The following is a 23,156-nucleotide window of genomic DNA, read 5'->3' as shown; positions in this document are numbered from 1 at the left end:
GTTACATCTCCCTGATCTCGTCGATCAAGCACCTCGGTACAGGCAACTCACTCATTTCAATCAGTCCGGGAGTCGCCTCAATTACTGCGGGAATCATGTTTGTAGCAAGGGCTATAGTCCCCTTTCCGCCGGGAATCTCGGGTTTTACTGAAAGGTGAATCTCCGGGTCGCCGAAAATATCTATGTAGTCGCCAGTGTCGACCCCTTCGATTTCCGGAAGGATCTGCTGGGGATGAATAAGCTCTATCACTAGTCTGTCACCACAATAACCCCGGCCTATATGTCTGCAGCCGGCCACCATACCGGGCATTACGTGTGCAACATCAGTCTTCCTCTCTGTTCTTGATATGATTGGCTCACGAGTCTCTTCAACTCTATCAATGTTCCACCCTAAAGCATTTCCAATCATTGCGATTGACTGCTGGAAGCCTATGTGTCCTACTATCTCTCCCGACTCAATTCCCTTCTTGAATTCCTCAGGTGAAGTGCCTACTCCCTGGGTTTTCATCACAGTCTTTCCGAAGGGAGAAAGATCGTTGATCCTTCTTGCTTCTATCCTCTCGACCTTTAGACATGCACCTGTCATAGCGATTATCAATAGGTCAAGCACGAACCCTGGATTTATTCCCGTACCAAGAATAGATACTCCATAACGCCAGGCGATGTTCTCGAGGACTTCGGATTCCTCTGGATGCGAAGCGAATGGGAAGGCCATCTCTTCGGCTATCGTAAGAATATCCACGTGGTGTTTTGCAGCCATCTCTATTTTGGGAAGTACTTCTTCTACAAAGGAGTTCGTAGCTATTACAACTATGTCTGGTCTCGTTTCGGCAATTGCCTCGCCCACATCCGAATAGATCAACCTACCTGTCTTCTTGCCGTCGAGATATTCTCCAAGATCCTTTCCGATCTTTTCTGAATCCTTTTCAACGGCTCCAACCAGTCTTAGTTCTTCTTTCTTGGCAACATTACGGGCCACTCCGCTTCCCATTGCGCCAAGGCCCCAAACTAATACTCTGTACGCCATAAAGAAACCTCCTATCCGAATTTGTAATTATCCGATTCAATACTATCATCGGCGAGATGGGGAGGCTATTTGCGCATTATGCGACTATTCGCGATAAAAGACGACTATTCACGACTTCTGTGAGTATGTTTGAGTATGCGTAAGTATGGATCGAGAAGAGGAAGTCTGGCTAGTACTCTATGGCAACTCTTTTTATCTCCTCAAGGGAAGTGACTCCGTCGATCACCTTCTGCACCCCATCGTTGTAAAGCGTTCGCATTCCAGCCTTCACGGCAGCTTGAGCAAGCTCTCTCTCTGAAGCGTTCTGACCAATCATCTGACGAAGATTGTTGTCAACAACTAGGATTTCGCTAATACTGGTTCTACCCTTATAACCCATTCCCCGGCACTCGGGGCAGCCATTTCCAGGAATGTACTCGCTGAAGTCATTTCTATCGGGGTAAAAGGTTGAGGCCATCTTTCTTAGTTCTTCTCTCACTGGTATTTTGACCTTACAGTTGTTACAGAGCTTTCTTACCAATCGCTGCCCCATAACTCCGATCAATGAAGTGCCAAGTAGGAAGGGATCAACCCCCATGTTGACAAGTCGAGCAACCGCGCCTGCAGCACTGTTGGTATGGATTGTCGAGAAAACAAGATGTCCAGTTAGCGATGCCTCAATCGCCAGCTGCGCAGTCTCTCTGTCTCTGATCTCGCCGACCATTATTATGTCAGGGTCCTGACGCAGGAAAGATCGCAGGTATCTCGCAAAAGTCAATCCGATGTCCGTGTTCACCTGGCACTGAGAAATACCTTCAATAGTATATTCAACAGGGTCTTCCGCCGTAAGCACGTTGACCTTCTCCGAGGTTACTTGGTTTAGGACCGCTACCAGAGTAGTGGACTTTCCGCTTCCCGTAGGACCAGATACCAGTATGATACCGTACGGAGCGTTGATTATGCTTTCAAAACGCTCTCTGTTGTGGTCTGAAAGACCGAGATCTTCAAGCTTCTTCTTCGCATTTGATACCCTGAGGATTCTCATAACAACTTTCTCGCCGAAAATCGTTGGCATTGTCGAAACTCTCATGTCGAACTGCTCATTGCCTCTCCTAATATAGAACTTTCCATCCTGAGGCATTCTCTTCTCTGAAATATCCAGCTTACACATGACTTTGATTCTCGACACTACAGAATTATGAGCTTTGCGCGGATAGCTGAGGACCTTTCTCAGAACGCCGTCTACTCTCAGTCTGGCAACGGCCATTTTCTCGTAGGGCTCCAGATGGACGTCACTGGCATCGCTTCTTATGCCGTTGTCCAGAAGTGAGTTTATGAACTTCGCGACGGGAGTATCATCGGTTTCGTCCTGTCTGTCATCTTCAAGATCAATTTCCGTGTGCTGTTCTATGCTGAAAGTATTGTCTATTATCTCGCTGGAGGCAGACTCGTCATACGAAGATTTGTAGAGAGCATCGAACATTGGTGGAGGTACAAGGAGCGTACTAATCTTGTTTCCTGTGAGGAAGGAGAGCTCTCTGTCTATCTGAGGAACCCTAAGAACTTCAGTAGTTACCACCTTAAGGATCCCTTTTTCGCGATCAAACTCTATAGGGATTACACTAAGCCTGTCTGCAACAGGCTTAGGAATCATTCTTAGGACATCGGGAGTAACCATATTAGGCAAATCTTCGAGTACCTTAAGCCCGTATTGCTTTGAGAGTGAATCGTATATGTCGTCCCAGGAGATTACGCCCATACCAACAAGAACTTCACCGAGCGGCTTCCCGACTTTTTTCTGCAAAGTTACGGCCTGCTGGAGAGCATCTTCACTTAGGAGTCCCTGATCTATGAGAAGCTCTCCGAGTCTTTTATAGACTCTCAACGATCACTCCTCCTCGTTTATATCCAGTCCGAATCGGTAAATCGCGGGGATGTCGGAAGCATCACCCATGAGTTCGCCCTCGTCTAGTTCAAGACCCGCTGCAATCAAAGTTATGTCAAGTTCATCATCGTTCATATCCGGGTCGACAATGAGCCCAAGCTTCACGTCTGCGTCTTCGCTGCAGTTCTGTCTCACAATTGCAGCCGCAATATTCATCTCTCTCAAGGTTATGTTCTTCGCCGAAACATTTAGAATTATCCCCGTCGCGTTGTCGATGGGCTTTTCCAACAGTCGGCTTTCAAGAGCTCTTCGAGCTGCTTCTTCTGCACGCCTTTCGCCTGAGCCCACGCCAATTCCCAGCATCGCCGTTCCGGCATTTCTCAAAACCGACTCGACATCGGCAAAGTCAAGGTTGATATACCCGCGCTTTGTTATGAGCTCGGAGATACCCTTGATTCCGTGATGGAGAGTTTCATCGGCCTTTGCAAAGGCATCTACGATTGAAGTGTTCGGTGGCAGTTCCTGAAGAAGCTTGTTGTTCGAGATTCTGATGAGAGTATCCACTGAGTTCTTAAGCCTTCTCAAGCCTTCGTTGGCAGTCTTTAATCTCGTATTACCTTCGAAGAAGAAGGGGGTTGTGACCACTGCAACGGTCAGGATTCCCATTTCCCTTGCAATCGAAGCTACTATTGGCGCTGCGCCCGTTCCGGTGCCACCGCCCATTCCTGCAGTGATAAATAGCAGATCGGTGTCTTCAAGGAAGGTCCCGATTTCGTCAACCGATTCCTCTGCCGCTCTCTCACCAACATTTGGGTTACCGCCGGCTCCCAGGCCTCTAGTCAGTTCAGTTCCAAGCTGAATCTTAAGATCGGCCTTATTGCTTTCAAGAACCTGAATATCTGTATTTGCCGCGATGAAAGTGACGCCGTGGATTCCTTCGGATATCATTCTGTTTACGGCGTTACCGCCTGCTCCACCAACACCAATGACTTTTATGGATGGCAATCTGATTTCAGCATTCTTCTTTCCTGTGTCAATCTCAAAGCTCATCATCTTCACCTCCAAAGAAGAGGGATTTTATAAACGATCCAAAATCTTTCTTGGGTCTTTCAACCACGCTTTCTACGGCTTCTCCCTGGACTTCCTCGGGGGAAACAAGATTGCCCAAACAGGAGCTGAATACTGGGTCATTAGCAACATCATGACTGTTCTCAATTCTTTTGTTGAAACTAGTCTCATATGTACCAATTCTTACCGGCATCTTTAGAGACTCAACGCCTACATCCGTAAGACCTCTCAGCTTGGAGCCCCCGCCAGTGAAAACTACTCCTCCGGGAATCCTTTCTTCGGAGTATTCCGGATTGTTTATTATGAAGAGCTGGATCTCTTTTCTGATCTTGTTCAGAAGCTCTTTCACCCTCGCATAGATAACTGTGGAGAGTCTTCTTACCGAGACATTCTTTCTAGTTCTTTCATCAAGTCCAAAGTACTCCACAACGTCTTCAGCATCAGGCGGGAACATACTGCAATGGCCGTAATTGACAAGCAATCTCTCGGCTTCATCTACCGATGTACCGAGAACCCTCGCTACATCCAGCACTATGTGTCTTATTCCAAGAGGAATTCTCGAGATGTAAACGGGAAGATTCTCCCTGTAGATTACGGTTTCGGAGAAACTGTGTCCGAGGACAACGCTAACCACACCGTGCTGCTTCTCAGTATCCGTCAATACAGCTTCAGATGCAGAAATAAGCGCTGGAGAGATGAAGAAGTCACCTCTGCCGAAGAGTTCTTCGAAGAGCCTTCTGAAGATCTCGACCGACTTGCCTTCGCTTGAAACAAAAACCATCTCGACATTCAGTTTCTTCGCGTACATCTCAACGGGATTGAAGACGACTTTATCATCATCGAGAATATACTTACGGATATAGCTTCTGTGTATATTAGTGTTGCCCGTCTTCATCTTCTCCGCCTTGAGACGACTCATAATGCTCAAAATCGTTTGCTCTTTCACCATTACCTGTTTCTCTTCGGAGAGAATTTCTTCTATGTTCTCCGAGAATACTGAATAGTCCCCATCTGTGAAACTGATCTTGAAGTCTGCCTCAACGTCCTTCTTGCCCATCTGACCTGTTAGATCCTCAATCAGCTTCTGAATGGACTGCTTAAGAGCAACCGCATCTTTAACCTCGCCCTTGTCGAGCCCAACAGTCTTGACACTCCCATAAGCCTCAAGAGTCATCTGACCTGTCTGTTCTCTGCTTACCACCACACCCTTAAGGGTGTTCGTGCCAACATCGAGAGAAACTGTATAATCCTTCCCCCTGGCCATCAATGTCACCTCGCTCTCAACAGTTTACCATCACTCAAGAAAATATATTCGCTTCTGTCGGAGGCGTTTTCTAACTGAAGAAGAAGGTCCTTATTTGCTTCCAAGCTTTCCCAGTCAAGTACCTTCACTCTGATCCCTCTTCTGAGTAACAACACATTGTTTTCAAAATCAAAGTAAGATACCAGTGCCAGTACTCTTCTGTCAGCAAGAATGCCCTCTACCGCTCCGGCAAAAATCTCTATGTCTCTTTCGGTGGCTATATAAACTCCATTTTCTTGAAGAAAACTAACGCCGCCGATAATCGGATTACTCACAACCTCCGAAAGATCGGCATAATCAACTATAACAAAATCGTCGGAGACCCAGTAATATTTGTCTCTATAACTCACCAAAAACTTTCCCGGTTTCAAAAAGACTCTTCCGCCGGAAACGTCAATGCTTCCCGGTGGGTAAATTATATCAGTTTTCCAGGTTCTTCTAAAGGCCAAAGGAAATTCGACCAGAATCTCACCGAAATTAACGATCCTGGTCAACTGCTGTACCGGTGCCGTGAAGAATGACTCCAGTACGAAATTCGCAATAGAAACCATCCAAATGGCAAAGAGAATTACCACACAAATACCGGCTCTAAGTGAAAGGCTCATACGTCAAGATTGGAAATACTCAATGCATGCCGTTCAATGAACGATCTTCTTTCCTCCACCTCGCTACCCATTAGTATTGTGAAGACTCTATCCGCTTCCTGAGCATCTTCTATGTTTATCTGTACGAGCTTTCTGTCGCTGGGGTTCATTGTCGTCTCCCACAGCTGTTCGGGATTCATTTCGCCAAGTCCTTTGAATCTCGAGTAATTGAGTTTTCTATCGGAATGCTCCTTAATGAACGTAGTCAATTCCTCATCACTATAGAAATAGTGTTTCTGCCTGTTCAGTTCTATCTTGTAGAGCGGTGCCTGAGCGACATAGACCTTGCCGTTGGTTATTAGTGGTGTCATATATCGATAGAAGAGAGTAAGAAGAAGCGTCGTGATATGTGCACCGTCGACATCGGCATCCGTCATTATTATAATCCTTCCATACCTTAGATTCTTAATCTCGAAGTCTTCGCCCATTCCTGTACCAAGAGCGACTATGATATTGCTTATAGTCTCGCTCTTCAACATTCTGTCGAGTCCGGCCTTTTCAACGTTCAGGATCTTTCCCCTAAGCGGAAGGATCGCCTGAGTCTCTCGCGAACGGGCCATCTTGGCAGAGCCTCCGGCCGAGTCCCCTTCAACTATGAAGATCTCTGTCTCCTCTAGATCTTCCGAGATGCAATCTGCCAGCTTGCCTGGCAGAGTAGTGTTTTCAAGAGCATTCTTTCTTCGAACCATCTCTCGTGCTTTCTTCGCCGCCAATCTCGCACGTGCAGCTTCGAGAGCCTTTGTAAGTATTGCTTTCAGATCCTTCTGATTGTAGTCGAAGTGCTCCTCCAGCTTTTCTTTAACGACTTTCATAACTGCTTCGAATACCTCATCGTTTCCAAGTTTTGCCTTAGTTTGCCCTTCGAACTGCGGCTCTTTCACAAAGACACTCAGTATTGCCGAAAGACCTTCTCTCAGATCTTCGCCCTGCAGATTCTGATCCTTGTCTTTCAGTATATTGTGCTTCCTGCCGAGATCGTTCATCGTCTTTGTGAGCACCGTCTTGAATCCAGTCAGGTGAGTGCCGCCCTCAATTGTCTTGATGTTGTTTACAAATGTGAGAACATCCTCATCATACGACGTGGTATATTGCATCGCGAGCTGTATCTTGACATCGTTATAGGACCCCTCCAGGTAGATGGGATCCTTGTGAACTGACTTCTTGTTCTTGGTGATTGCCTTCACAAATTCAACGATTCCGCCTTCGAAGTGATAGCTTCTCTTTTCGCCGATTCTTCTATCTTCGAAGGAGATCCTTATTCCCCCGTTCAGATAGGCCAATTCCTTGAATCGTGCCTCAAGTATGTCAAAGTCGAAGTCAGTGACTGCGAAAACCATAGGATCGGGTTTGAAGCTGGTTACTGTACCATTTTCCTTTGCTTCGCCAACCATCTCAACGGGCGACAAAGCCTTTCCTCTTTCGTACTTCTGTCTGTATACCTTTCCGTCAACCATTACTTCTACGATCATCCATTCAGACAGAGCATTAACAACAGAAGCCCCCACTCCGTGCAGTCCCCCACTGATTTTGTATGAGTCCTTTGAAAACTTACCTCCGGCGTGGAGAGTTGTCATGACAACTTCCAGTGCACTTGTCCCGGTATCTGGATGGATATCTATTGGAATTCCTCTTCCGTTATCTCTCACTACCACGGAGCCGTCTTCCATGATAACGATGTCTATTCTATCGCAGTATCCTCCCATTGCCTCGTCAATACTGTTGTCGACTATCTCGTAAATGAGGTGATGAAGACCCGACTTTCCGGTTGACCCAATATACATGCCCGGTCTCTTCCTAACCGGATCTAATCCTTTAAGTATCTTTATGTTCTGAGCATTGTATAAATCAGACATTTAACACCTCCATGTCTATCGCCTAATTCTAAATTTAATTCTTCTGATTGCTTCTACTCCTAATGCAGAGTTCAGCTTAGTAAGAAGAGCCTTTTCCCTTAGTCTCATTTCATTGAGCCACATTCCATCATCAACACTTACAATGAGAGTCCCGTCAGTAAAATCCGTAATTGACGAGTGATTTGCTATTGGCTGACCAACGATCTCTTCCCAGTCTTTATTCAACTCGAAGACTTTTATCTTTCTGAACAGCCCCGAGCTTTTCACCAGTTCATCAAATATCTGCCCTATAGTTCGATGGCTCCACTTCATCTAATCCGCTCCAATTGCTGTCTTCTGTCATTATGTATCCCTCAAAATTGTCGAGCAGCAGTCTCGTCATTCCATCCGTAAAGTCCTCAATAAGCACTTTCTCTTCCAGTCTCCTTACTGGAACGATCCCTACGCTCGTATGACTCATGAATATCTCATCGGCACAGAACAACTCCCACGACGGGATAGGTCTCTTTTCAACTGTGATCTCCAGAGATTCACATAGACCGATTACGTTATCACGCGTTATTCCTGGAAGGACTCCCGAGCGGATATCCGGAGTAGCTACCGAACCATCGATGACCAGGAAGACATTCGAGAACGATCCTTCACAGACGTTTCCCTTTTCATTCAGTATAATCATGTCGTAATTGTCTCCGAGCAACTTTCTCGTTCTGATATTCCAGCTAGAGCCCGGCATTTTCAGCTGAGGATTCAGGATATCGCCCGAGGGCTTTGTAAACGGCGAAATGCACACCTTCACTCCGAGTTCATAGATATCCTTCGACACAGAGGGAAGCTTGCTGAAGATGACCGCTGCCCTGCTTTCCTTTCCGTAACTGAGTAGCGATATTCTGATTCTGAAATCCTCTGTCTGTACTGCCTTGTTTTTTTCAAGCCCTTCCATGATTATAGAGTTAAGCTCTTTGCAGCTGAAAGGGACTTCCAGGCCCAACAGTTTTGCCGACTGCTTGAGCCTCTCAAAGTGCTTTCTGAATGCAAAAGGCAATCCGTTGTACGTTCGAACTACTTCGTAGACCGATTCACTGTTCATTACTCCCGGAACAAGAATACTGACCAGGGAAGAATCTTCATCGCACCACCGATCGGCAATATAGTTCAGCATCGGAACCCTCCTTGTGACTCTCGAAATTCGTTACCGTCGCATTCACAAAGCCGCTTTGTCTTCCGTTGACGACGTGAGGCACATAGTATTCATCGAAACCACGACTCGTAGAAGAGTCGGTTTTCTCTATCAGGACTTTGCTTGTCTGGCCGATATGCGTCTCGAGATACCTCTCTCTCGACTTCGCTCCAGCCTCAATTAGCTGCTGCGCTCTTACCTTCTTCACTCCGGATTCTATCTGATCCTTCATCTCTGCAGCCTCTGTTCCCGGTCTCTTTGAGAACCTAAACACATGAACCTTCAGGAAATTCACTTCTTCAATTATTCGAAGCGTCTGCATATGATCCTCGTCAAGTTCTCCAGGAAATCCCGCTATTAAATCCGTTGTGAACGCGAATCTAGGGTCTACCATTCTGGTGCTCTCAACAGCTCTAAGGTACTCGCTTATTGTGTACTTCCTTTTCATGTATTTCAGGACGTTATCAGAACCACTCTGCAACGACAGGTGCATATGTCTTGCAATTCGCGATGAACCGGCCAGTAGATCGAGGAAGCTCTTATCAACGGTATCGGGGTCGAGTGAACCGAGTCTTATTCTCCAATTCCCGTCTAAACCGTCAAGCTCGTTAAGAAGCTCCGTCAAAGACGAATCTAAGTCGACCCCGTAGTATCCGATGTTGATCCCGGTCAGGACGATTTCTTTGTAGCCTCTTCGGACCAATCCTTCGAATTCCTTCCTAACCATATCTATTGGTTTGCTGATTACGTTGCTTCCTCTTGCCAGCCTGATTCTGCAATACGAGCAGTTATTCAGACAGCCGTCTTCTATGCTGAGAAAAGCCCTCGTTCTTCCTTCAATACTCGAAGTAACGGTGAAAAAACCTTCTTGAGGAACTCCGTCGGGTCTATCTAGCTGCCTCGCAACGTACTTGTGAATGGCCCTCTTCTCTTTAACTCCTACAACTTCATCTGCACCAAGTACCATCAGCTCCTCGGGTGAAAGCTCGGAGTAACAGCCTACGATTATGATTTTAGAGTCCGGATTGAGTGCCTTCAGCCTCCTGAAAAGCTGTCTGAGCTTTCTCTCTGCTTCGGAGGTCACAGTGCACGAGTTCAATATGAAGAGATCTGCTTGTTCCTGAGAAAAACTGACTTCAAAGTCCTTTAGTCTTTCGGCCATTGCCTGTGACTCATACTGGTTCATCTTACAGCCGAAAGTGTAGATTGAAACTGTTTTTTTCATCTATCTATCTTGCCTTGCGTTGCTGCGTGAATCAAATGAATCCTGTTTACTATGCCCATCAACTTACCGTATTCATCTACAACCGGCATCACTTTGAGACCGTTCTTGATCAGAAGATCTGCCGCATATATCACTGTGTCATCTGGTTTTATAACTACAGGCGGTTTGACCATATGTTGCGAAACGTGATCGTCCTTTATCTTGCCGAGTCGAATGACGAACTGATGGGTGTCGGGAATGAAAGATGCAGACTGAAGAAGACTGAAGTAACTGGGCAGTGCGCTCTTGATAACATCACTTTCACTCAAGAATCCTACAACCTTGAATTCCTCATCAACAACCGGCAGCCCCGACCTATTCTGCCTCAGGCATAAGACAATGAAATCCTCTATGGTTTCATCTTCGAACATCGCCGAAACGTCTCTTATCATCGCTTCTCTAACCTTCATCTAGATCACTCCAGCTCTCGTATATCGAATGAGTCCATGTGTTCATCAATATCCTCAAGAGAGATACGTTCCTTGCTTATATACTCTGCTTCCGCAACGGCTGCAGCCATTCCTCTTTTTGCAGCCAGGAAGTAATCATTTTCGTTTTCTATCATGGAGTTGACAACTCCACCCATGAAGGCGTCTCCAGTCCCCAAAAGATGAGATCTATCAATATGGCTCTTAGTGTTGAACAGCCACACACCGTCATTTGTTGCAATCACGTCTCCTTCAACTGCATAAGAGAGAATCGCAAGCCTGGCTCCGCGTTCTAGCATCCTTTTTGCAGCTTTCACATAATCCTTCAGATCTACCATCGTTTCTCCGAAAAGCAGTTTCCTGCTTCTCAAATCCGGGCGAGCCACAGTCACAACTCCTGCTTCTACGGCCATTTCGAAGGCGGGACCGATACCCTCCACGAACGATACTTTTCCCGAGTTACTTACCTTCTTGCATAAGGACCTGCAGATCTCGTTGTCCACACCTCTCGGGATGCTCCCAGAGATCACAACATGTCTGACCCTGGAGAGTGCCACATCAAATCTACGAACAAACATTCTCAAGTCATCGGGCTTAATGAGAGGACCCGAAGAATTGATCTCGGTTATCGTCTCGCCTACGGGGTCAACAATAGCGATATTCTCTCTTGTCTCTTCCTCAACGTGAATAAATGCGGTAGTGATGAGGTCGCTCATCAGACGCATTCTCTCTTCGACAACCTTTCCGATATACCCGCCAAGAAAACCCATGGCGATATTTCTAACTCCAAGGCCGGAGAGAATCACGGAAACGTTTATGCCCTTACCTCCTGGATCCATAACCGAATAACTGGGATTCTTCACCCTGTGAAACTCATTGATCTTGAAATTCTCAACAACTATTTCCCTGTCGAGAGCAGGGTTAAGCGTAACGGTAAGGACGTTCATGGTTCACCTCCAACGGCGAGTACTTATCGGTTGTTCAGAACGAAAATCTCGGGACTTCCTACATATGAAATTTTACCATTTTTCAGGACAATCAACAAATCAGAAATGTCTAGAAGCCTCAGAACAAACCTGGAAGAGATAATCAGAGTCGTGTTGTTTCTGGTATCTATAAGGACGTTCTTCACCTCTGTGCAGGCATCGTCATCAAGGTGATCAAGAATGTTGTCTAGAATGATCACCTCGGGGTGACGTATGAGTGTAGAAAAGACCAGCAGCGAGAGCCTTTTGAAAAGTGGTATCGTCTTGAGAGAGGTCTCTGCTTTGACGGCCAGAAGATCAAGAAGATCCAACTCGTTGAAAAGATCGAGTTCGCTCTCTTCAAAATCCTCGAATTCGAATCGCTTTCCTTTCAGGAATCTGAAGAATTCAATCAAAGTGAAGTTTGACATAGCTTCGAGGAATGTCGTATCCACGTAAGCTACTCTATTCCTTACGCTCTTTCTGTCAAGTTGGTCGATATCCGATCCAAAGAGCTTTATTGATCCCGTATATTGGACATCATCGAAGAGCTCTTCGTTGAGATGAATGAAGCTTCTCAGAATTGCCGACTTACCCGATCCCCTTGCTCCCTGTAGAAGAGCGATATTTCCCTTCGGAACTTCTAGCGAAACATTGTCGAGCATCTTCTTGCCGTCGACGATAAGAGAGAAGCCTTCCAAAGAAAGAGCAGTCTCAATCACGAGACTGCTCCTCTTTAGCGTTCCTATCGTTCAATCGACTAAGAATCTCCCTGTTGGCGAGCAAGTCGCCACTCTTAGCCTTCTTTAATAGTTCGATCTGAGAAAGAATTCTGGGACTTGTTTCAACCGGTCTTGCTTTCTTTTTTTCGGCCAAGTTTTCACGTCCCTTCATACGTGTTTTCCATTATATACACTAGACTTTTCTCTCAAGTGATACATAAATTAAGACACTGTTATTAAATGGCTAAATTAGTCGCGCTTAGACGTATTAAGCATTCCCAACAGCGCCTTGAGCTGTTTACTCCTTGAAGGGTGCCTTAGCTTTCTGAGAGCCTTTACTTCGATCTGTCGAATTCTCTCTCTGGTGACGTTGAAGAACTGACCTACCTCCTCAAGCGTTTTTGTCTTTCCATCCAGAAGACCATATCTCATCTTCAGTACCATCGCCTCTCTAGGTGAAAGCGTGTCGAGAATCTGATCTATCTGTTCCCTGAGAAGCATCTTCATTGCCGCTTCCTCCGGCTGCTCCATGGAGTCGTCGTGAATGAAGTCGCCCATTGTCGATTCTTCGTCACCACTAATTGGTGACTCAAGCGAAACCGTCTCCTTCGATGCAGCCAAGATCTCTTCGATCTTCTCCGGCGTTTTCCCGGTGAGTTTCCCCAGTTCCTCGATAGTTGGATACTCCCCGTAGTCCTGCAGGTGTTCTCGAATGACCTTGTTCAGTTTGTTGATTGTCTCAACCATATGGACTGGAACTCTAATAGTCCTTGCCTGATCGGCGATGGCCCTGGTAATCGCCTGCCTTATCCACCAGGTTGCATATGTGCTGAACTTGTATCCCTTCTTCCAGTCGAATTTCTCTACGGCTTTTATGAGCCCTATGTTTCCCTCCTGAATTAGATCCAGGAAAGTAAGGCCCCGCCCTATGTATCTCTTAGCAATAGAGACAACAAGTCTCAAGTTTGCGGTTATTAGTTCTTCCTTTGCCTTCGGCTCACCCTTTTGAGCACGGCGAGCAAGTTCTCGTTCCCTGCTTGGCGTAAGAAGCGATATCTTGCCTATCTCCTTCAAGTACATTTTTATCGGGTCTTTGAGCGAGATGTTGTCGTACATTTCAGGTGTCGTTTCCAGGATAGATACTAACTCATCACTGCCTTCACTCTCTATATCACCGTCTTCCTCTACTGGTTCCTTTTCAACGATATTGATTTTGTTCTTCTCGAATTCCTCATATATCGATTCAACAAGAGTTGAGTCAAATCCCTCGTAATCAGGAGGAAAAGCGCTATCTATATCTTCGTAAGTTATAAATCCCTTCTTCTTTCCTTGCCTTAGAAGCTTCGCTATTCGCTTGTCTATCTCTTCCTTTGTAATAGGAGCATTGTTTTCGCCATTTTCTTCCGAATCTTCATCTTCAACTGCAATCTTTGCAGCAAGCGATTTGATATTCTCTTCAATCACCTTTGCACTCGTCTTCTTACTCTTTTTCTGCTTTTCCAAATTGATCGCCACCCTTCATCTTTCTATCGAGCAATCTACTAAGCTCGATCCTCCTGACCAACAAAGCTCTTCTCGCCCCCTCGTCCTTTACATTCGGCATCTTCCTGTCGATCTCGGCCATCTCTTCTTCCACTAGTTTCCTGTTTGCATACTCACCTGTCTTTTCGAGTATTCTCTGAGCCGTTTCAAAATCAATGCAACTGGATGCCAAATCGATCAACTCTCTCCCTACAATCTCGTCAACCAGGTCCAGCAACTCCTCAAGCTCCAGACCTCTTTTCATTCCTTTCAGAATCTCCTTCAAATCTCCGCTCTCTGCAATCAGCTCCAGCTGCTTCACAACCTTTGACCTGAGTGAAGGGTGTTGCAGGTAGATTCTTACATGATCTTTCAGTTTAAGAACCAGTCCTCTTCCGATTTCACTTCTTGACTGTCCGCCAAGACCTCCCTTAAGGGCCAACTCGAGTTCGCGCTCAGAGTATCCTGTCTTCTGAGAAAGCGCAGCGATAGTTGATTGAACGGTCGCCAGACTGCCAGAGTTTCTGAAATTGATCACATATGGTTTCAGATACTCAATGAGATGTTTTCGCCCCTGAGGGACCGACAAATCTAGTTTCCTCGCAAAAAACTCCACTCTAAAAGCAGGTCCAGGTATAGCTGCCGCAAGAACTTCTTGAATCGCCTTTGCACCTTCAGAGACAAATAGGTCTGCCGGGTCTTTGTGATTTCGTGAGACAACTACAGCCGTCGAAAAATCGATCTTCTCAGCAATATCTATCGATCTTAGTGTTGCTGCCTGGCCGGCATCATCCGAGTCAAGAAAGAACAGCAAATTCCGCGTGTAATTGCCCAGAATCCGTAGATGTCGCTCCGTTAAAGCCGTTCCTAGCAAACCGACGGCATTGGTAATGCCTGCCTCAAAGAGCGAGATGACGTCAAAATACCCTTCTGCTATCACTGCGTAATTCAGCTGCTTGATTGCTCCTTTTGAGCGTGAAAGGTTGAACAAAAGTCTGTTCTTCTGGAAGTATTTCGATTCAGGAGAATTCGTGTATTTCGGTCCTTGTTCGGAAACCATGATTCTTCCCCCGAATCCAACTACTCTGCCCGATTCGTTGTCAATAGGAATCAGTAGTCTGCCCGAAAACCTATCCCTCAAAGAAGACCCTCTTCCAATCAATATGCCAAACTGAACAAGGGTCTTTTCATCGACCCTACATTTTGACGGCAACGATTGCTGAAAAGTTCTTTCATCTGGGGAGTAACCCAGCTTAAACTCGTCTATTGTGGCGAGCGAAATCTTGCGTCTATCAACAAGATACTCCATTACGGCTGAGTTGCCTTCTTTCAACTCACGACTGTAAACATCTGCTAGACGAGACATTATGGATGTGTATTTGTCGTATTCCGATTCCGTCGAATCGATTTCGACGACAATCCCTGCATGATCTGCAAGCCGCTTCACGGCTTCCGAGAAGGATAGACTCTCAATCTTCTGGTAGAAAGATATTACATCACCCTTCTCTCCACAGCCGAAGCAATGAAAGAAGCCCCTTTGAGGGTGAACATAGAACGAAGGATCGTTGTCACTGTGAAATGGGCATAATCCCCTGTAAGAGCTTCCGGCCTTCTGCAGGTTCACATAGCGACCGATGAATTCGACGATGTTTATGGACTTTTTTATCTCGTCGAGTTCCTCTTTGGTGAACACTGAACCACCACCGGCAAAAAAAGGCCCATACGTTCTATGTACGGGCCGTATTCTTTAAAATGTGTTAACGCTTAGAGAACTGAGGTGCTCTTCTTGCTTTCTTGAGACCGTATTTCTTTCTTTCGACTTCCCTCGAGTCTCTCGTTAAGAGACCGTTCTGCCTGAGAAGCTTCTTGAGATCAGGGTTGAATTTGACAAGTGCTCTGGCAATTCCAAGACTTATCGCTCCAGCCTGACCTCCAAGTCCTCCGCCATTGACTCTTATGAGCATATCAAATCTACCAATCGTGTTCGTCACCACGGAAGGTTTCAAAGCGCTTCTTACCCATGCGTCATTTGCAAGGTATTCCTTGAGGTCTTTGAATTCCTTTCCGTTTATCAGAAGTTTACCGGTACCAGGTCGCAGATGAACTCTGGCGACAGAGGTCTTTCTTCTACCTGTTCCGTAATAATTCACAAAGTCAGCCATGCCTCAACCTCCTCATTTAACCAGTTCAATCAATTCGGGTTTCTGCGCAGCGTGGTCATGCTCCGGGCCAGCATATACTTTCAGCTTCTTTAGCATTTTCTCGCCCAAAGCCTTCTTTGGGAGCATTCTCTTGACTGCGAGCCTAACGACTCTTTCCGGGAACTTGTCCATCATCTGTCTTGCCGTTCGTTCCTTTATGCCTCCCGGATAGCCCGAGTATCTGTAATATATCTTCTGGTCGAGTTTCTTGCCGGTAAGCTTGACTTTGTCGGCATTTACTACAATGACAAAATCGCCGGTGTCGAGATGAGGAGTGTAGTAAGGCTTGTTCTTTCCCATAAGAACCATAGCGATCTGCCCAGCAAGTCTACCGAGTGGAACGTCAGTTGCGTCGACGACGTACCATTTCTTCTCTATTTTGTTGCCATTGTGATCAACGAGGTAACCGAGAGTCTTCTCGATTTCTCCCTTTCTTTTCGTCTGCACCTTGGAATGGGTAACTGCCCATCTGCACAAAGGTGTCTTCTGAGTTTTCATAGATGCAATCCTCCTTAACAGAACAGCTTACTCGCTGTAGACACTGACGTACTTGCGGTTGTTTTTTTCTTCGAAGTGAACCTTGCCGTCTATAAGTGCGAAGAGGGTGTGGTCTCTGCCCAGTCCAACGTTGTTTCCCGGGTGTATCTTCGTTCCCCTCTGCCTTACGATTATCGAGCCTGCCCTAACGGCTGAAGATTCACCTCTCTTAATCCCCAGATAGTTGGGATTACTGTCTCTTCCGTTCGACCTACCGGTGCCTTTCCGGGCCATTTCATTTCACCCCCGTATCGATCTTCTCAATAGAGACTTCTGTGAACCACTGCCTGTGACCGTTTACTCTGTCGAAGTTCTTTCGGGGACTAAACTTTACGACCAGCACCTTCTTGTCTCTACCGTGAGAAACAACCTTGCCTACAACTTTTGCGCCGTCCACATAAGGCTTGCCTACAATCGGTTCCTGTCCGTTGTGGACGAGAATTACTCTGTCGAAGACAATTTCGTCTCCGCTTTCCTTCCCGTTCTGCCTTTCGGTGAAGAGAGTCATGCCTTCCTCGACTTTGTACTGTCTTCCCGAGGCTTCAATGATGGCGTACACTAAGAGCCACCTCCTCATGCAATAAAAATGTGCTGAAACGAGGTACCTTTCGGATTTAAGACCTGCTTCACGCACGAAAAAACCGCTCGCGATCAAAATTCTATCATATGTAGTGGGGTGAGGAGAGTGTCTGAGTAACATTATCATTACGAACGAGAAAGAGTTTCAAACTGGTTGAGATCCTTCTGTGGTGCAAGTTTACCATATTGACAGCGCTACAGCCCGTGATATAATCGATTCAGAACGGAGGCGTATCCTAATTGGCTAAGGAGCCGGTCTCGAAAATCGGTGGGGTTGACGCCCCTTGTGGGTTCGAGTCCCACCGCCTCCGCCAGAGGGCGGTCGTGCCCTTATTTTTTGGAGGTGGTAATGTGATCCTCGACAGGATCGAACAGCTTCTGAAGAGCAAGAAGGGTAACCTGAATTACTCTATTCCTAAAGAGTGGCTGCCTGAAGGATATTCAGGGACTGTCAAGCTAAGAGACCGATACATATTCGTTGATCCGTATGAATATGGCTCAAGTATAGTTGAGAGAATTACTGCGTTGGCTGAAAAGGATACAGACTACTCGAGACCTCTCGGAAGAATCAGAAATGAGAGCGGCAACTCCTGGATCAATTCGGCAATCATATACGGCTCATTTGTCAGAACTACAACCGCTTACTCGCACCACGACCCTGAGTTCTTCTCTGATCTGGATTCACAGGAGTATTCCGAATCTGGAACGTTTCTCAAGATGATCTTCATGCTGCCTTTTCTCTCGAAGATGGGCTTCGATACTCTTTACTTTCTGCCGGTTACGAGCTACAGTGATAAATTCAAGAAGGGTGAGCTAGGTTCGCCCTATTCGGTGAAGGACTTCTTTTCAATAGACAAGCGGTATCACGATGTGTTGCTGGAGGATATGGATGTTGAAGAAGAGTTCACGGCGTTTGTTGAAGCGGCTCACGTCATGGGAATGAGGGTTGTCCTAGATTTCATACCCAGGACCTCGGCCCGTGATTCTGCACTCATTCTCAAACACCCGGAGTGGTTTTATTGGATAGACGCATCTAGACTCGACGAGTACAGGCCGCCGAAGATCGAACCGCTTGGATTCGATCAGGCAAAGGTTGAGACTTTGCCCATCATATATTCCAATGAAAACGTAAAGAAGCATCTATCGCTTTTCAGCCACTCGCCAGCGAAGCTCTACCCCGAGAAATGGAGAGACTTCGTAGCTAGCCACGACGGCACTGAAAGCTTTCTCGATGAACTAGTCTCTGAGTTCGGCCTCGTAACCCCGCCGGGCTTTTCCGACTGGATAAATGACAACCAGCCCACTTGGGACGATATAACTTTTCTAAGACTATACAAGGATCATCCAACTGAATCCCGCAAGTTTGTTAGTGAGGATCAACCGCCTTATGTCCTATTCGATGTTGTCAAGTCGTCTTTCTTTCCCGGAAGCGAGCCGATGGCCGATCTATGGGAGAGTATAGAAAACATCATGCCCTTCTATAACGAAAGATTCGGTGTAGATGGAGCTCGACTAGATATGGGGCACGCACTTCCTAGGGAGCTTGAGCTCAGGATTATTCGCAAGGCAAAGGAGAGAGACCCATCCTTTGCAATCATTGCCGAAGAGCTTGTTATGGGCAACGATGAAAAGGCCAGGCAGTCAGGCTACGACTGTATTCTGGGAAACACATGGTGGATGGAACCGAGAATAGATGAAGGAAAGTTCAAAGAGCTTGTGTATAAAGTGCTGCCAAGTCTCAGGCTGCCCACTTTGGCAGGAATAGAGACTCCTGACACGCCGAGGGCAGCTTCCAGGCCTAATGGAAGGAAATTCTCCAGGTTCGCCACAATTCTCAACTACTTCCTGCCTAATGGAATCACCTACATAAATTCGGGACAGGAGGTTTTCGAGATTCAGCCGATGAATCTGGGCCTGGATAACGACGAAGAAGGCCGTTACGTTCTTCCACCCAACGATCCCTTTTACGGAAAGCTCGCGTTCTTCGATCCTTATGTGCTCCACTGGAATGCCGAAGAAGATATGATAGACCTCATTTCTCTCCTTTCTTCATTGAGAAAAAGTAATTTCAATTTGTTGAGCGCTGGCAATCTCAAACTAATGTGGGGAAATGACTTGAAGTCGGCCGGATTGTTCTATTGGAACGGCACCAAAGGGCTGCTTACGGTAGCAAACGGAGATTTTTCTAGCATGAAGGATTTCCACATAGATCTTGGCTATCATACATGGAAGAGTGAACACAAGGTCTCCTGGAGACTCAAAGGGTTCGACGCTCACTCTGAATGGAATGTTGGTGGAGATTTCCATTTGTCATTGGGTCCGGGCGAAGTAGCGGTAGCAGAGATCAAATGAATAAAGGGCCCCTTAGGGGCCCTTTTTGTCTATAGGTTACTTCTTCGGTTCTACATAAAACCTTACTGCCGTTCTCACTTCACCATCGATTTCAACGTCAGAAAACATTGGAACACATACGAGATCCATCCCGCTAGGAGCTACATACCCTCTTGCAATTGCAATCGCTTTTATTGCCTGATTCACCGCTCCTGCTCCAATTGCCTGAATCTCCGCAAAGCCCTTCTCTCTGAGTACTCCGGCAAGTGCACCAGCGACTGCATTTGGTTTTGAGTGGGTTGCTACCTTAAGGACTTCCATGACTGCTACCTCCTTTGAGACCTGTCATGCTACTGGGAGAGATTTAGGATGGTGCGCCCGGCAGGATTTGAACCCGCAACCATCGGAGCCGAAATCCGATGCTCTATCCGTTGAGCCACGGGCGCATGAGATAAAGAAGGAGTGGGGTGGCTGGCGGGGTTCGAACCCGCGACCGCCTGATCCACAGTCAGGCGCTCTTCCAACTGAGCTACAACCACCACGAACATTGCATGGCGCGCCCGGCAGGACTCGAACCTGCAACCCCCGGATTAGAAGTCCAGTGCTCTATCCATTGAGCCACGGGCGCTGGAGCGGCCGACGGGAGTCGAACCCGCAACATTCGCCTTGGAAGGGCGATACTCTACCAATTGAGCTACAGCCGCACTAATGACCATTGGTCGGGAAGACAGGATTTGAACCTGCGACCTCCTGTGCCCAAGACAGGCGCGCTTCCAACTGCGCTACTCCCCGTTCACGAATCTAAATATATCAGATTTTAAGGATGCCGTCAATAGTACAGAGTCGAGGTAGCGCGAACGGAGGATCGCATCAAAATAATTCACTCCCAGTAACTTGTCAAAGATCTAGGCTAACATTTAGACTGCAGTGGTATTATGTGGTTCAACACAGCACAACTTCAAGAGCCATATACAGGAAATGTAGTAGAATATTTGATGAGGTGGTTATTCGTGGCTGCAATTGTTACATCGAATCTGGTGAAAGAGTATGGTTCGTTCAGAGCGCTTGATGACGTGGCGCTTTCGATAGATCAAGGCGACCTTTTCTGTCTTCTTGGACCAAATGGGGCTGGGAAGTCGACTCTCATTAGAATTCTAACAGGATTGATCAAACCCACTTCCGGCGATGTAAACGTCTCGGGAATGGATCTCAAGACCGAAGCCAAACAGGTAAGAGAGAAGGTCGGTCTCATTTCTGAGAGAGTGATTCTTTACGACCGTCTCTCTCCATTTGAGAATCTGCTCTTCTTTGCTTCAATGCTGAGAATGGATAGAAAGTCGGCCGTTGAGCGAATCCATCTTCTTCTCGAGAAGGTGGGAATGTCTGACTGGAAAGACAAGCCCGTAAGAATCTTTTCGACGGGGATGAAGCAAAGAGTGAACTTCGTGAGGGCACTGCTTCACGAGCCGTCGATACTCTTCATGGACGAGCCCACTCTCGGTTTAGATCCACAGTCAACAAGAACAATCAGGAATATGGTGAAAGAGCTTAACGAATCAGGGGTAACTATCGTGCTTACAACACACATTATGAGTGAAGCAGAGCACATCGCGAAGTCAGTAGGCATCATGCATAAAGGCAAACTTGTCTCTAGCGGAAGAATTGAAGACATCCGATCCTCTCTCAACAAGGATCAAGTTATCGTTACTATAAATGGCACGCCTTCGATTTCGCTGAAAGGAATTGATGGCTATCTTAGTGAAAGTAGATTGAATGGAGTTGTGAAGATCAACTTCCAGCAGGGATGCACTATTGAGGATATTCTTCCCAGGATCCTGCAAATGAAGCTTGAAGTTATAGATATCGAACATAAAAGACCCTCTTTGGAAGACGTCTTTGTAGAGCTTACCGGTGAGAATTCATAGATTTATAAGACTCCAGGGATCAATTGGTGTACCTCCCATGAGCCTGGACTTCTCTGCGGCCCAGCACATTAAATGGCTCTGAAGTGAGTCTTCGAATGTAGTGGATAAGGACCCTGCTTCCCCTTCAAGGTATCTCACAAAACTCTTTACTATTTCACTATCGCCGCCTCCGTGCCTCGAGCCATCGTGGGTAGCAAGATAAGTCTTGTGGTCGCCTGAAAAGAGCTTGACTTCTATACTGTCTCTTTCAAAATCGCCGGTTATCTCGCCATGGCTACCACTGACAAGGATCTTCCTTGTCTTCGCGCTTGTGAATGCATTCATCGAGAAGAAAGCATCGACCCCGTCATCAAACGAGATAAGCACATTCTGGTAATCTGCGACACTGTTATCGCTTCTGAAAACGCATCTTCCGTAACTGCTCGTACGCAGAATCTCTCTGCGACTCTCAAAAGACATGTCGTTTCCGATAGTGTTCACAGGCCAGTCGACATTGTCTGATAAGTATTGCGTAACAGCGGAATATGGACAGGTTTCGTTCAGAGGGCAGTCCAAACATCGTTCAGCTGAGTTCTCGGGTGCGTTCTCCTTTCTGAAATACTTGAGTCCGCCTTTAGATATTACCGAGAGAGCCTTCGAAGAAAGGAGCCAGGTGAGAATATCCATATCGTGACAACTCTTCGAGAGAATAGAGGGACCGGTACGCGTCGAGTCTCTCCAGTTACCCCTTACGTAGGAGTGAGCGAAGTGATAGGAAGCGACCTGCTCGGTGTACTCAACTGCCTGTATCATTCCAACTGAATCAGAATCAAGGAGAGACTTCAGCCGCTTGAAAAAGCTGGAATACCTCAACACATGAGCAACGAATAGCCTGGAGGTATCTGCACCCAAGTCTGCTAAAGATTCTATACCTTCGAGCCCGACAGAGATAGGTTTCTCTAAAAGAACGAAGTAACCTCTTGCAAGCGCTTGTATGGCGGGTTCCACATGTTCTGTTTCCGGAGAAGCAATTATCACACCGTCAGCGAATTTAGGTCTCGAAAGAAGAACCTGCCAATCTGCGACAGAATCCTTGGTGCCTATACTATGCCTCTTTGCAAATCTCTCTCTTCTTAATTGATCGGGTTCGGCCACAGCGACGACCCGAGATCCATCTATAGACCTTAGCGCCTCTCCATATGCAAAGTATCCCCTGTTACCGGCACCTATCATGATCAAATCCACCACAGAAATCTACCACCTTCCCACTTGTAAATTGATTCTAACACTGACTTTCAAAAGCGGGATAGCCTAAGTTGTTCGAGTGTGATATAAAGGGAAAGATAAAAATTGAAAGGAGTGAAGAGTTTGACAGACATAAAGAGAAATGACACTGAGATAGTTCGAGTCTCGAAGAGAGAGTTTAAAGGCCACGAATTCCTGGATCTCAGGATCTACTATCAGGATGATGAAGGCGACTACAAGCCGACGAAAAAGGGAATCACAATTAATCCCAAACTGGTTGATGAACTGATCGACGCTCTAAATAAGGAGAAAGATGCACCGCCCGTAAAAGAGTAGCTTCTTGCTAAATAGGGACTAGATTTGGGCTTTGAAGAGACGTCCTTAGTTGACCGTCCAAGAGAGAAAAAAATCTGTTCTTCGTTCCAGAGCGAGGATCTGTTCCTCGTTCTTGGTCAAGATCATATTGTGAGAGGATGCAGATCCTTACCGGAAGCGCGCCAGGATGATCCAAAGCACGAAAAGG

At 46.5% G+C, this 23,156-nt stretch carries 23 protein-coding genes and 6 tRNA genes; 4 read left to right on the top strand and 25 right to left on the bottom strand.

The genetic code is table 11. The features are described from left to right. Window position 1: 1 nt before the first annotated feature. From ord to rplU, 18 genes are all read right to left on the bottom strand, one after another. Complete coding sequence (ord, locus tag B3K91_RS12600) at window positions 2-1,027, bottom strand: 2,4-diaminopentanoate dehydrogenase (RefSeq protein WP_103134281.1); 1,026 nt, start codon at window positions 1,025-1,027, stop codon at window positions 2-4. Between the two features lie 169 nt (window positions 1,028-1,196). Continuing rightward, window positions 1,197-2,891 carry a GspE/PulE family protein gene (locus tag B3K91_RS12595; RefSeq protein ID WP_214078087.1) on the bottom strand — a complete coding sequence of 565 codons (1,695 nt, stop codon included), beginning with the start codon at window positions 2,889-2,891 and terminating at the stop codon, window positions 1,197-1,199. Window positions 2,892-2,894: 3 nt separating this feature from the next. Further along, window positions 2,895-3,941: a cell division protein FtsZ gene (ftsZ, locus tag B3K91_RS12590; RefSeq protein ID WP_243392272.1), complete on the bottom strand. Its 1,047-nt coding sequence runs from the start codon at window positions 3,939-3,941 to the stop codon at window positions 2,895-2,897. Continuing rightward, window positions 3,931-5,223: a cell division protein FtsA gene (gene ftsA / locus B3K91_RS12585; protein WP_099829488.1), complete on the bottom strand. Its 1,293-nt coding sequence runs from the start codon at window positions 5,221-5,223 to the stop codon at window positions 3,931-3,933. The genes ftsZ and ftsA overlap by 11 nt, the downstream gene beginning before the upstream one ends. Before the next feature lie 5 nt (window positions 5,224-5,228). Further along, a complete protein-coding gene (locus B3K91_RS12580) occupies window positions 5,229-5,837 on the bottom strand; it encodes a DUF4894 domain-containing protein (RefSeq protein WP_243392271.1) in 609 nt (202 codons plus the stop codon). Window positions 5,838-5,863: 26 nt separating this feature from the next. Beyond that, a complete protein-coding gene (gene gyrB, locus B3K91_RS12575; protein WP_214061236.1) occupies window positions 5,864-7,759 on the bottom strand; it encodes a DNA topoisomerase (ATP-hydrolyzing) subunit B in 1,896 nt (631 codons plus the stop codon). Between the two features lie 15 nt (window positions 7,760-7,774). Continuing rightward, complete coding sequence (locus B3K91_RS12570; protein ID WP_099829485.1) at window positions 7,775-8,071, bottom strand: DUF721 domain-containing protein; 297 nt, start codon at window positions 8,069-8,071, stop codon at window positions 7,775-7,777. Beyond that, entirely contained in the window at window positions 8,034-8,918 is an 885-nt protein-coding gene (locus B3K91_RS12565; RefSeq protein ID WP_214078089.1) for an aminotransferase class IV, read from the bottom strand. The genes B3K91_RS12570 and B3K91_RS12565 overlap by 38 nt, the downstream gene beginning before the upstream one ends. Next, window positions 8,884-10,161, bottom strand: coding sequence for a tRNA (N(6)-L-threonylcarbamoyladenosine(37)-C(2))-methylthiotransferase MtaB (gene mtaB, locus B3K91_RS12560; protein WP_292588588.1), 1,278 nt, complete (start codon window positions 10,159-10,161; stop codon window positions 8,884-8,886). The genes B3K91_RS12565 and mtaB overlap by 35 nt, the downstream gene beginning before the upstream one ends. Continuing rightward, window positions 10,158-10,610: an HPP family protein gene (locus B3K91_RS12555; RefSeq protein WP_214061238.1), complete on the bottom strand. Its 453-nt coding sequence runs from the start codon at window positions 10,608-10,610 to the stop codon at window positions 10,158-10,160. Before B3K91_RS12555 ends, mtaB begins: the two co-directional genes overlap by 4 nt. A gap of 5 nt (window positions 10,611-10,615) precedes the next feature. After that, a complete protein-coding gene (locus tag B3K91_RS12550) occupies window positions 10,616-11,575 on the bottom strand; it encodes a 1-phosphofructokinase family hexose kinase (protein ID WP_214078091.1) in 960 nt (319 codons plus the stop codon). A gap of 23 nt (window positions 11,576-11,598) precedes the next feature. Further along, window positions 11,599-12,315, bottom strand: a complete 717-nt coding sequence (locus B3K91_RS12545; protein WP_103134278.1) for an ATP-binding cassette domain-containing protein — start codon at window positions 12,313-12,315, stop codon at window positions 11,599-11,601. Window positions 12,316-12,564: 249 nt separating this feature from the next. Then, entirely contained in the window at window positions 12,565-13,779 is a 1,215-nt protein-coding gene (rpoD, locus tag B3K91_RS12540) for an RNA polymerase sigma factor RpoD (RefSeq protein WP_414674204.1), read from the bottom strand. Window positions 13,780-13,795: 16 nt separating this feature from the next. Continuing rightward, on the bottom strand, window positions 13,796-15,529 hold the full coding sequence (gene dnaG, locus B3K91_RS12535) for a DNA primase (protein ID WP_214078092.1): 1,734 nt from the start codon (window positions 15,527-15,529) through the stop codon (window positions 13,796-13,798). Between the two features lie 64 nt (window positions 15,530-15,593). Continuing rightward, on the bottom strand, window positions 15,594-15,998 hold the full coding sequence (gene rpsI, locus B3K91_RS12530; RefSeq protein ID WP_099829476.1) for a 30S ribosomal protein S9: 405 nt from the start codon (window positions 15,996-15,998) through the stop codon (window positions 15,594-15,596). A gap of 12 nt (window positions 15,999-16,010) precedes the next feature. After that, window positions 16,011-16,535: a 50S ribosomal protein L13 gene (rplM, locus tag B3K91_RS12525; protein ID WP_099829475.1), complete on the bottom strand. Its 525-nt coding sequence runs from the start codon at window positions 16,533-16,535 to the stop codon at window positions 16,011-16,013. A 27-nt stretch (window positions 16,536-16,562) separates the two neighbouring features. Then, a complete protein-coding gene (gene rpmA / locus B3K91_RS12520; protein ID WP_103134275.1) occupies window positions 16,563-16,808 on the bottom strand; it encodes a 50S ribosomal protein L27 in 246 nt (81 codons plus the stop codon). A gap of 1 nt (window position 16,809) precedes the next feature. After that, window positions 16,810-17,133, bottom strand: a complete 324-nt coding sequence (rplU, locus tag B3K91_RS12515; RefSeq protein ID WP_099829473.1) for a 50S ribosomal protein L21 — start codon at window positions 17,131-17,133, stop codon at window positions 16,810-16,812. Window positions 17,134-17,378: 245 nt separating this feature from the next. Between rplU and B3K91_RS12510 the strand changes: the two genes are divergently transcribed. Both B3K91_RS12510 and B3K91_RS12505 read left to right on the top strand, forming a co-directional pair. After that, a tRNA-Ser gene (locus B3K91_RS12510) sits at window positions 17,379-17,467 on the top strand. Window positions 17,468-17,504: 37 nt separating this feature from the next. Next, the gene (locus tag B3K91_RS12505; RefSeq protein WP_292595323.1) at window positions 17,505-19,505 is read left to right on the top strand and encodes an alpha-amylase family glycosyl hydrolase; all 2,001 of its coding nucleotides are present in this window, start codon (window positions 17,505-17,507) and stop codon (window positions 19,503-19,505) included. A 36-nt stretch (window positions 19,506-19,541) separates the two neighbouring features. Here B3K91_RS12505 and B3K91_RS12500 read toward each other — a convergent pair whose 3' ends face one another. From B3K91_RS12500 to B3K91_RS12475, 6 genes are all read right to left on the bottom strand, one after another. After that, window positions 19,542-19,805, bottom strand: coding sequence for a stage V sporulation protein S (locus tag B3K91_RS12500; RefSeq protein ID WP_099829471.1), 264 nt, complete (start codon window positions 19,803-19,805; stop codon window positions 19,542-19,544). Between the two features lie 49 nt (window positions 19,806-19,854). Further along, window positions 19,855-19,930, bottom strand: a tRNA-Arg gene (locus B3K91_RS12495). A gap of 17 nt (window positions 19,931-19,947) precedes the next feature. After that, a tRNA-His gene (locus B3K91_RS12490) sits at window positions 19,948-20,023 on the bottom strand. A gap of 13 nt (window positions 20,024-20,036) precedes the next feature. Beyond that, window positions 20,037-20,112: transfer RNA gene (locus B3K91_RS12485), tRNA-Arg, on the bottom strand. Further along, window positions 20,113-20,188, bottom strand: a tRNA-Gly gene (locus B3K91_RS12480). A 12-nt stretch (window positions 20,189-20,200) separates the two neighbouring features. Beyond that, a tRNA-Pro gene (locus B3K91_RS12475) sits at window positions 20,201-20,276 on the bottom strand. Window positions 20,277-20,494: 218 nt separating this feature from the next. On the opposite strand from B3K91_RS12475, the gene B3K91_RS12470 reads away from it, so the two are divergent. Next, on the top strand, window positions 20,495-21,409 hold the full coding sequence (locus tag B3K91_RS12470; protein ID WP_099829470.1) for an ABC transporter ATP-binding protein: 915 nt from the start codon (window positions 20,495-20,497) through the stop codon (window positions 21,407-21,409). On the opposite strand, the gene B3K91_RS12465 is transcribed toward B3K91_RS12470, so the two are convergent. Then, on the bottom strand, window positions 21,404-22,636 hold the full coding sequence (locus tag B3K91_RS12465) for a Gfo/Idh/MocA family protein (protein WP_099829469.1): 1,233 nt from the start codon (window positions 22,634-22,636) through the stop codon (window positions 21,404-21,406). The genes B3K91_RS12470 and B3K91_RS12465 overlap by 6 nt on opposite strands. A gap of 120 nt (window positions 22,637-22,756) precedes the next feature. On the opposite strand from B3K91_RS12465, the gene B3K91_RS12460 reads away from it, so the two are divergent. Continuing rightward, window positions 22,757-22,969, top strand: coding sequence for a transcriptional coactivator p15/PC4 family protein (locus B3K91_RS12460; protein ID WP_099829468.1), 213 nt, complete (start codon window positions 22,757-22,759; stop codon window positions 22,967-22,969). Window positions 22,970-23,156: the final 187 nt, after the last annotated feature.

The sequence above is a fragment of the Mesotoga sp. UBA5847 genome (assembly GCF_002432735.1).
In the GTDB taxonomy this organism is placed as follows: domain Bacteria; phylum Thermotogota; class Thermotogae; order Petrotogales; family Kosmotogaceae; genus Mesotoga.
Note: the sequence above shows the minus strand (reverse complement) of the source record. Positions and strands in the feature narration are given on the sequence as shown.

Excerpts from the sequence above, each read along its gene's own strand:
- rpsI (WP_099829476.1), bottom strand. The coding sequence starts at position 15,998 with ATGGCTGACTTTGTGAATTATTACGGAACAGGTAGAAGAAAGACCTCT.
- B3K91_RS12550 (WP_214078091.1), bottom strand. The coding sequence starts at position 11,575 with ATGAACGTCCTTACCGTTACGCTTAACCCTGCTCTCGACAGGGAAATA.
- mtaB (WP_292588588.1), bottom strand. The coding sequence starts at position 10,161 with ATGAAAAAAACAGTTTCAATCTACACTTTCGGCTGTAAGATGAACCAG.
- B3K91_RS12565 (WP_214078089.1), bottom strand. The coding sequence starts at position 8,918 with ATGCTGAACTATATTGCCGATCGGTGGTGCGATGAAGATTCTTCCCTG.
- B3K91_RS12570 (WP_099829485.1), bottom strand. The coding sequence starts at position 8,071 with ATGAAGTGGAGCCATCGAACTATAGGGCAGATATTTGATGAACTGGTG.
- rplM (WP_099829475.1), bottom strand. The coding sequence starts at position 16,535 with ATGAAAACTCAGAAGACACCTTTGTGCAGATGGGCAGTTACCCATTCC.
- rpmA (WP_103134275.1), bottom strand. The coding sequence starts at position 16,808 with ATGGCCCGGAAAGGCACCGGTAGGTCGAACGGAAGAGACAGTAATCCC.
- gyrB (WP_214061236.1), bottom strand. The coding sequence starts at position 7,759 with ATGTCTGATTTATACAATGCTCAGAACATAAAGATACTTAAAGGATTA.
- B3K91_RS12555 (WP_214061238.1), bottom strand. The coding sequence starts at position 10,610 with ATGAAGGTTAGAGAAGCGATGATAAGAGACGTTTCGGCGATGTTCGAA.
- ftsA (WP_099829488.1), bottom strand. The coding sequence starts at position 5,223 with ATGGCCAGGGGGAAGGATTATACAGTTTCTCTCGATGTTGGCACGAAC.
- B3K91_RS12500 (WP_099829471.1), bottom strand. The coding sequence starts at position 19,805 with ATGGAAGTCCTTAAGGTAGCAACCCACTCAAAACCAAATGCAGTCGCT.
- ftsZ (WP_243392272.1), bottom strand. The coding sequence starts at position 3,941 with ATGAGCTTTGAGATTGACACAGGAAAGAAGAATGCTGAAATCAGATTG.
- ord (WP_103134281.1), bottom strand. The coding sequence starts at position 1,027 with ATGGCGTACAGAGTATTAGTTTGGGGCCTTGGCGCAATGGGAAGCGGA.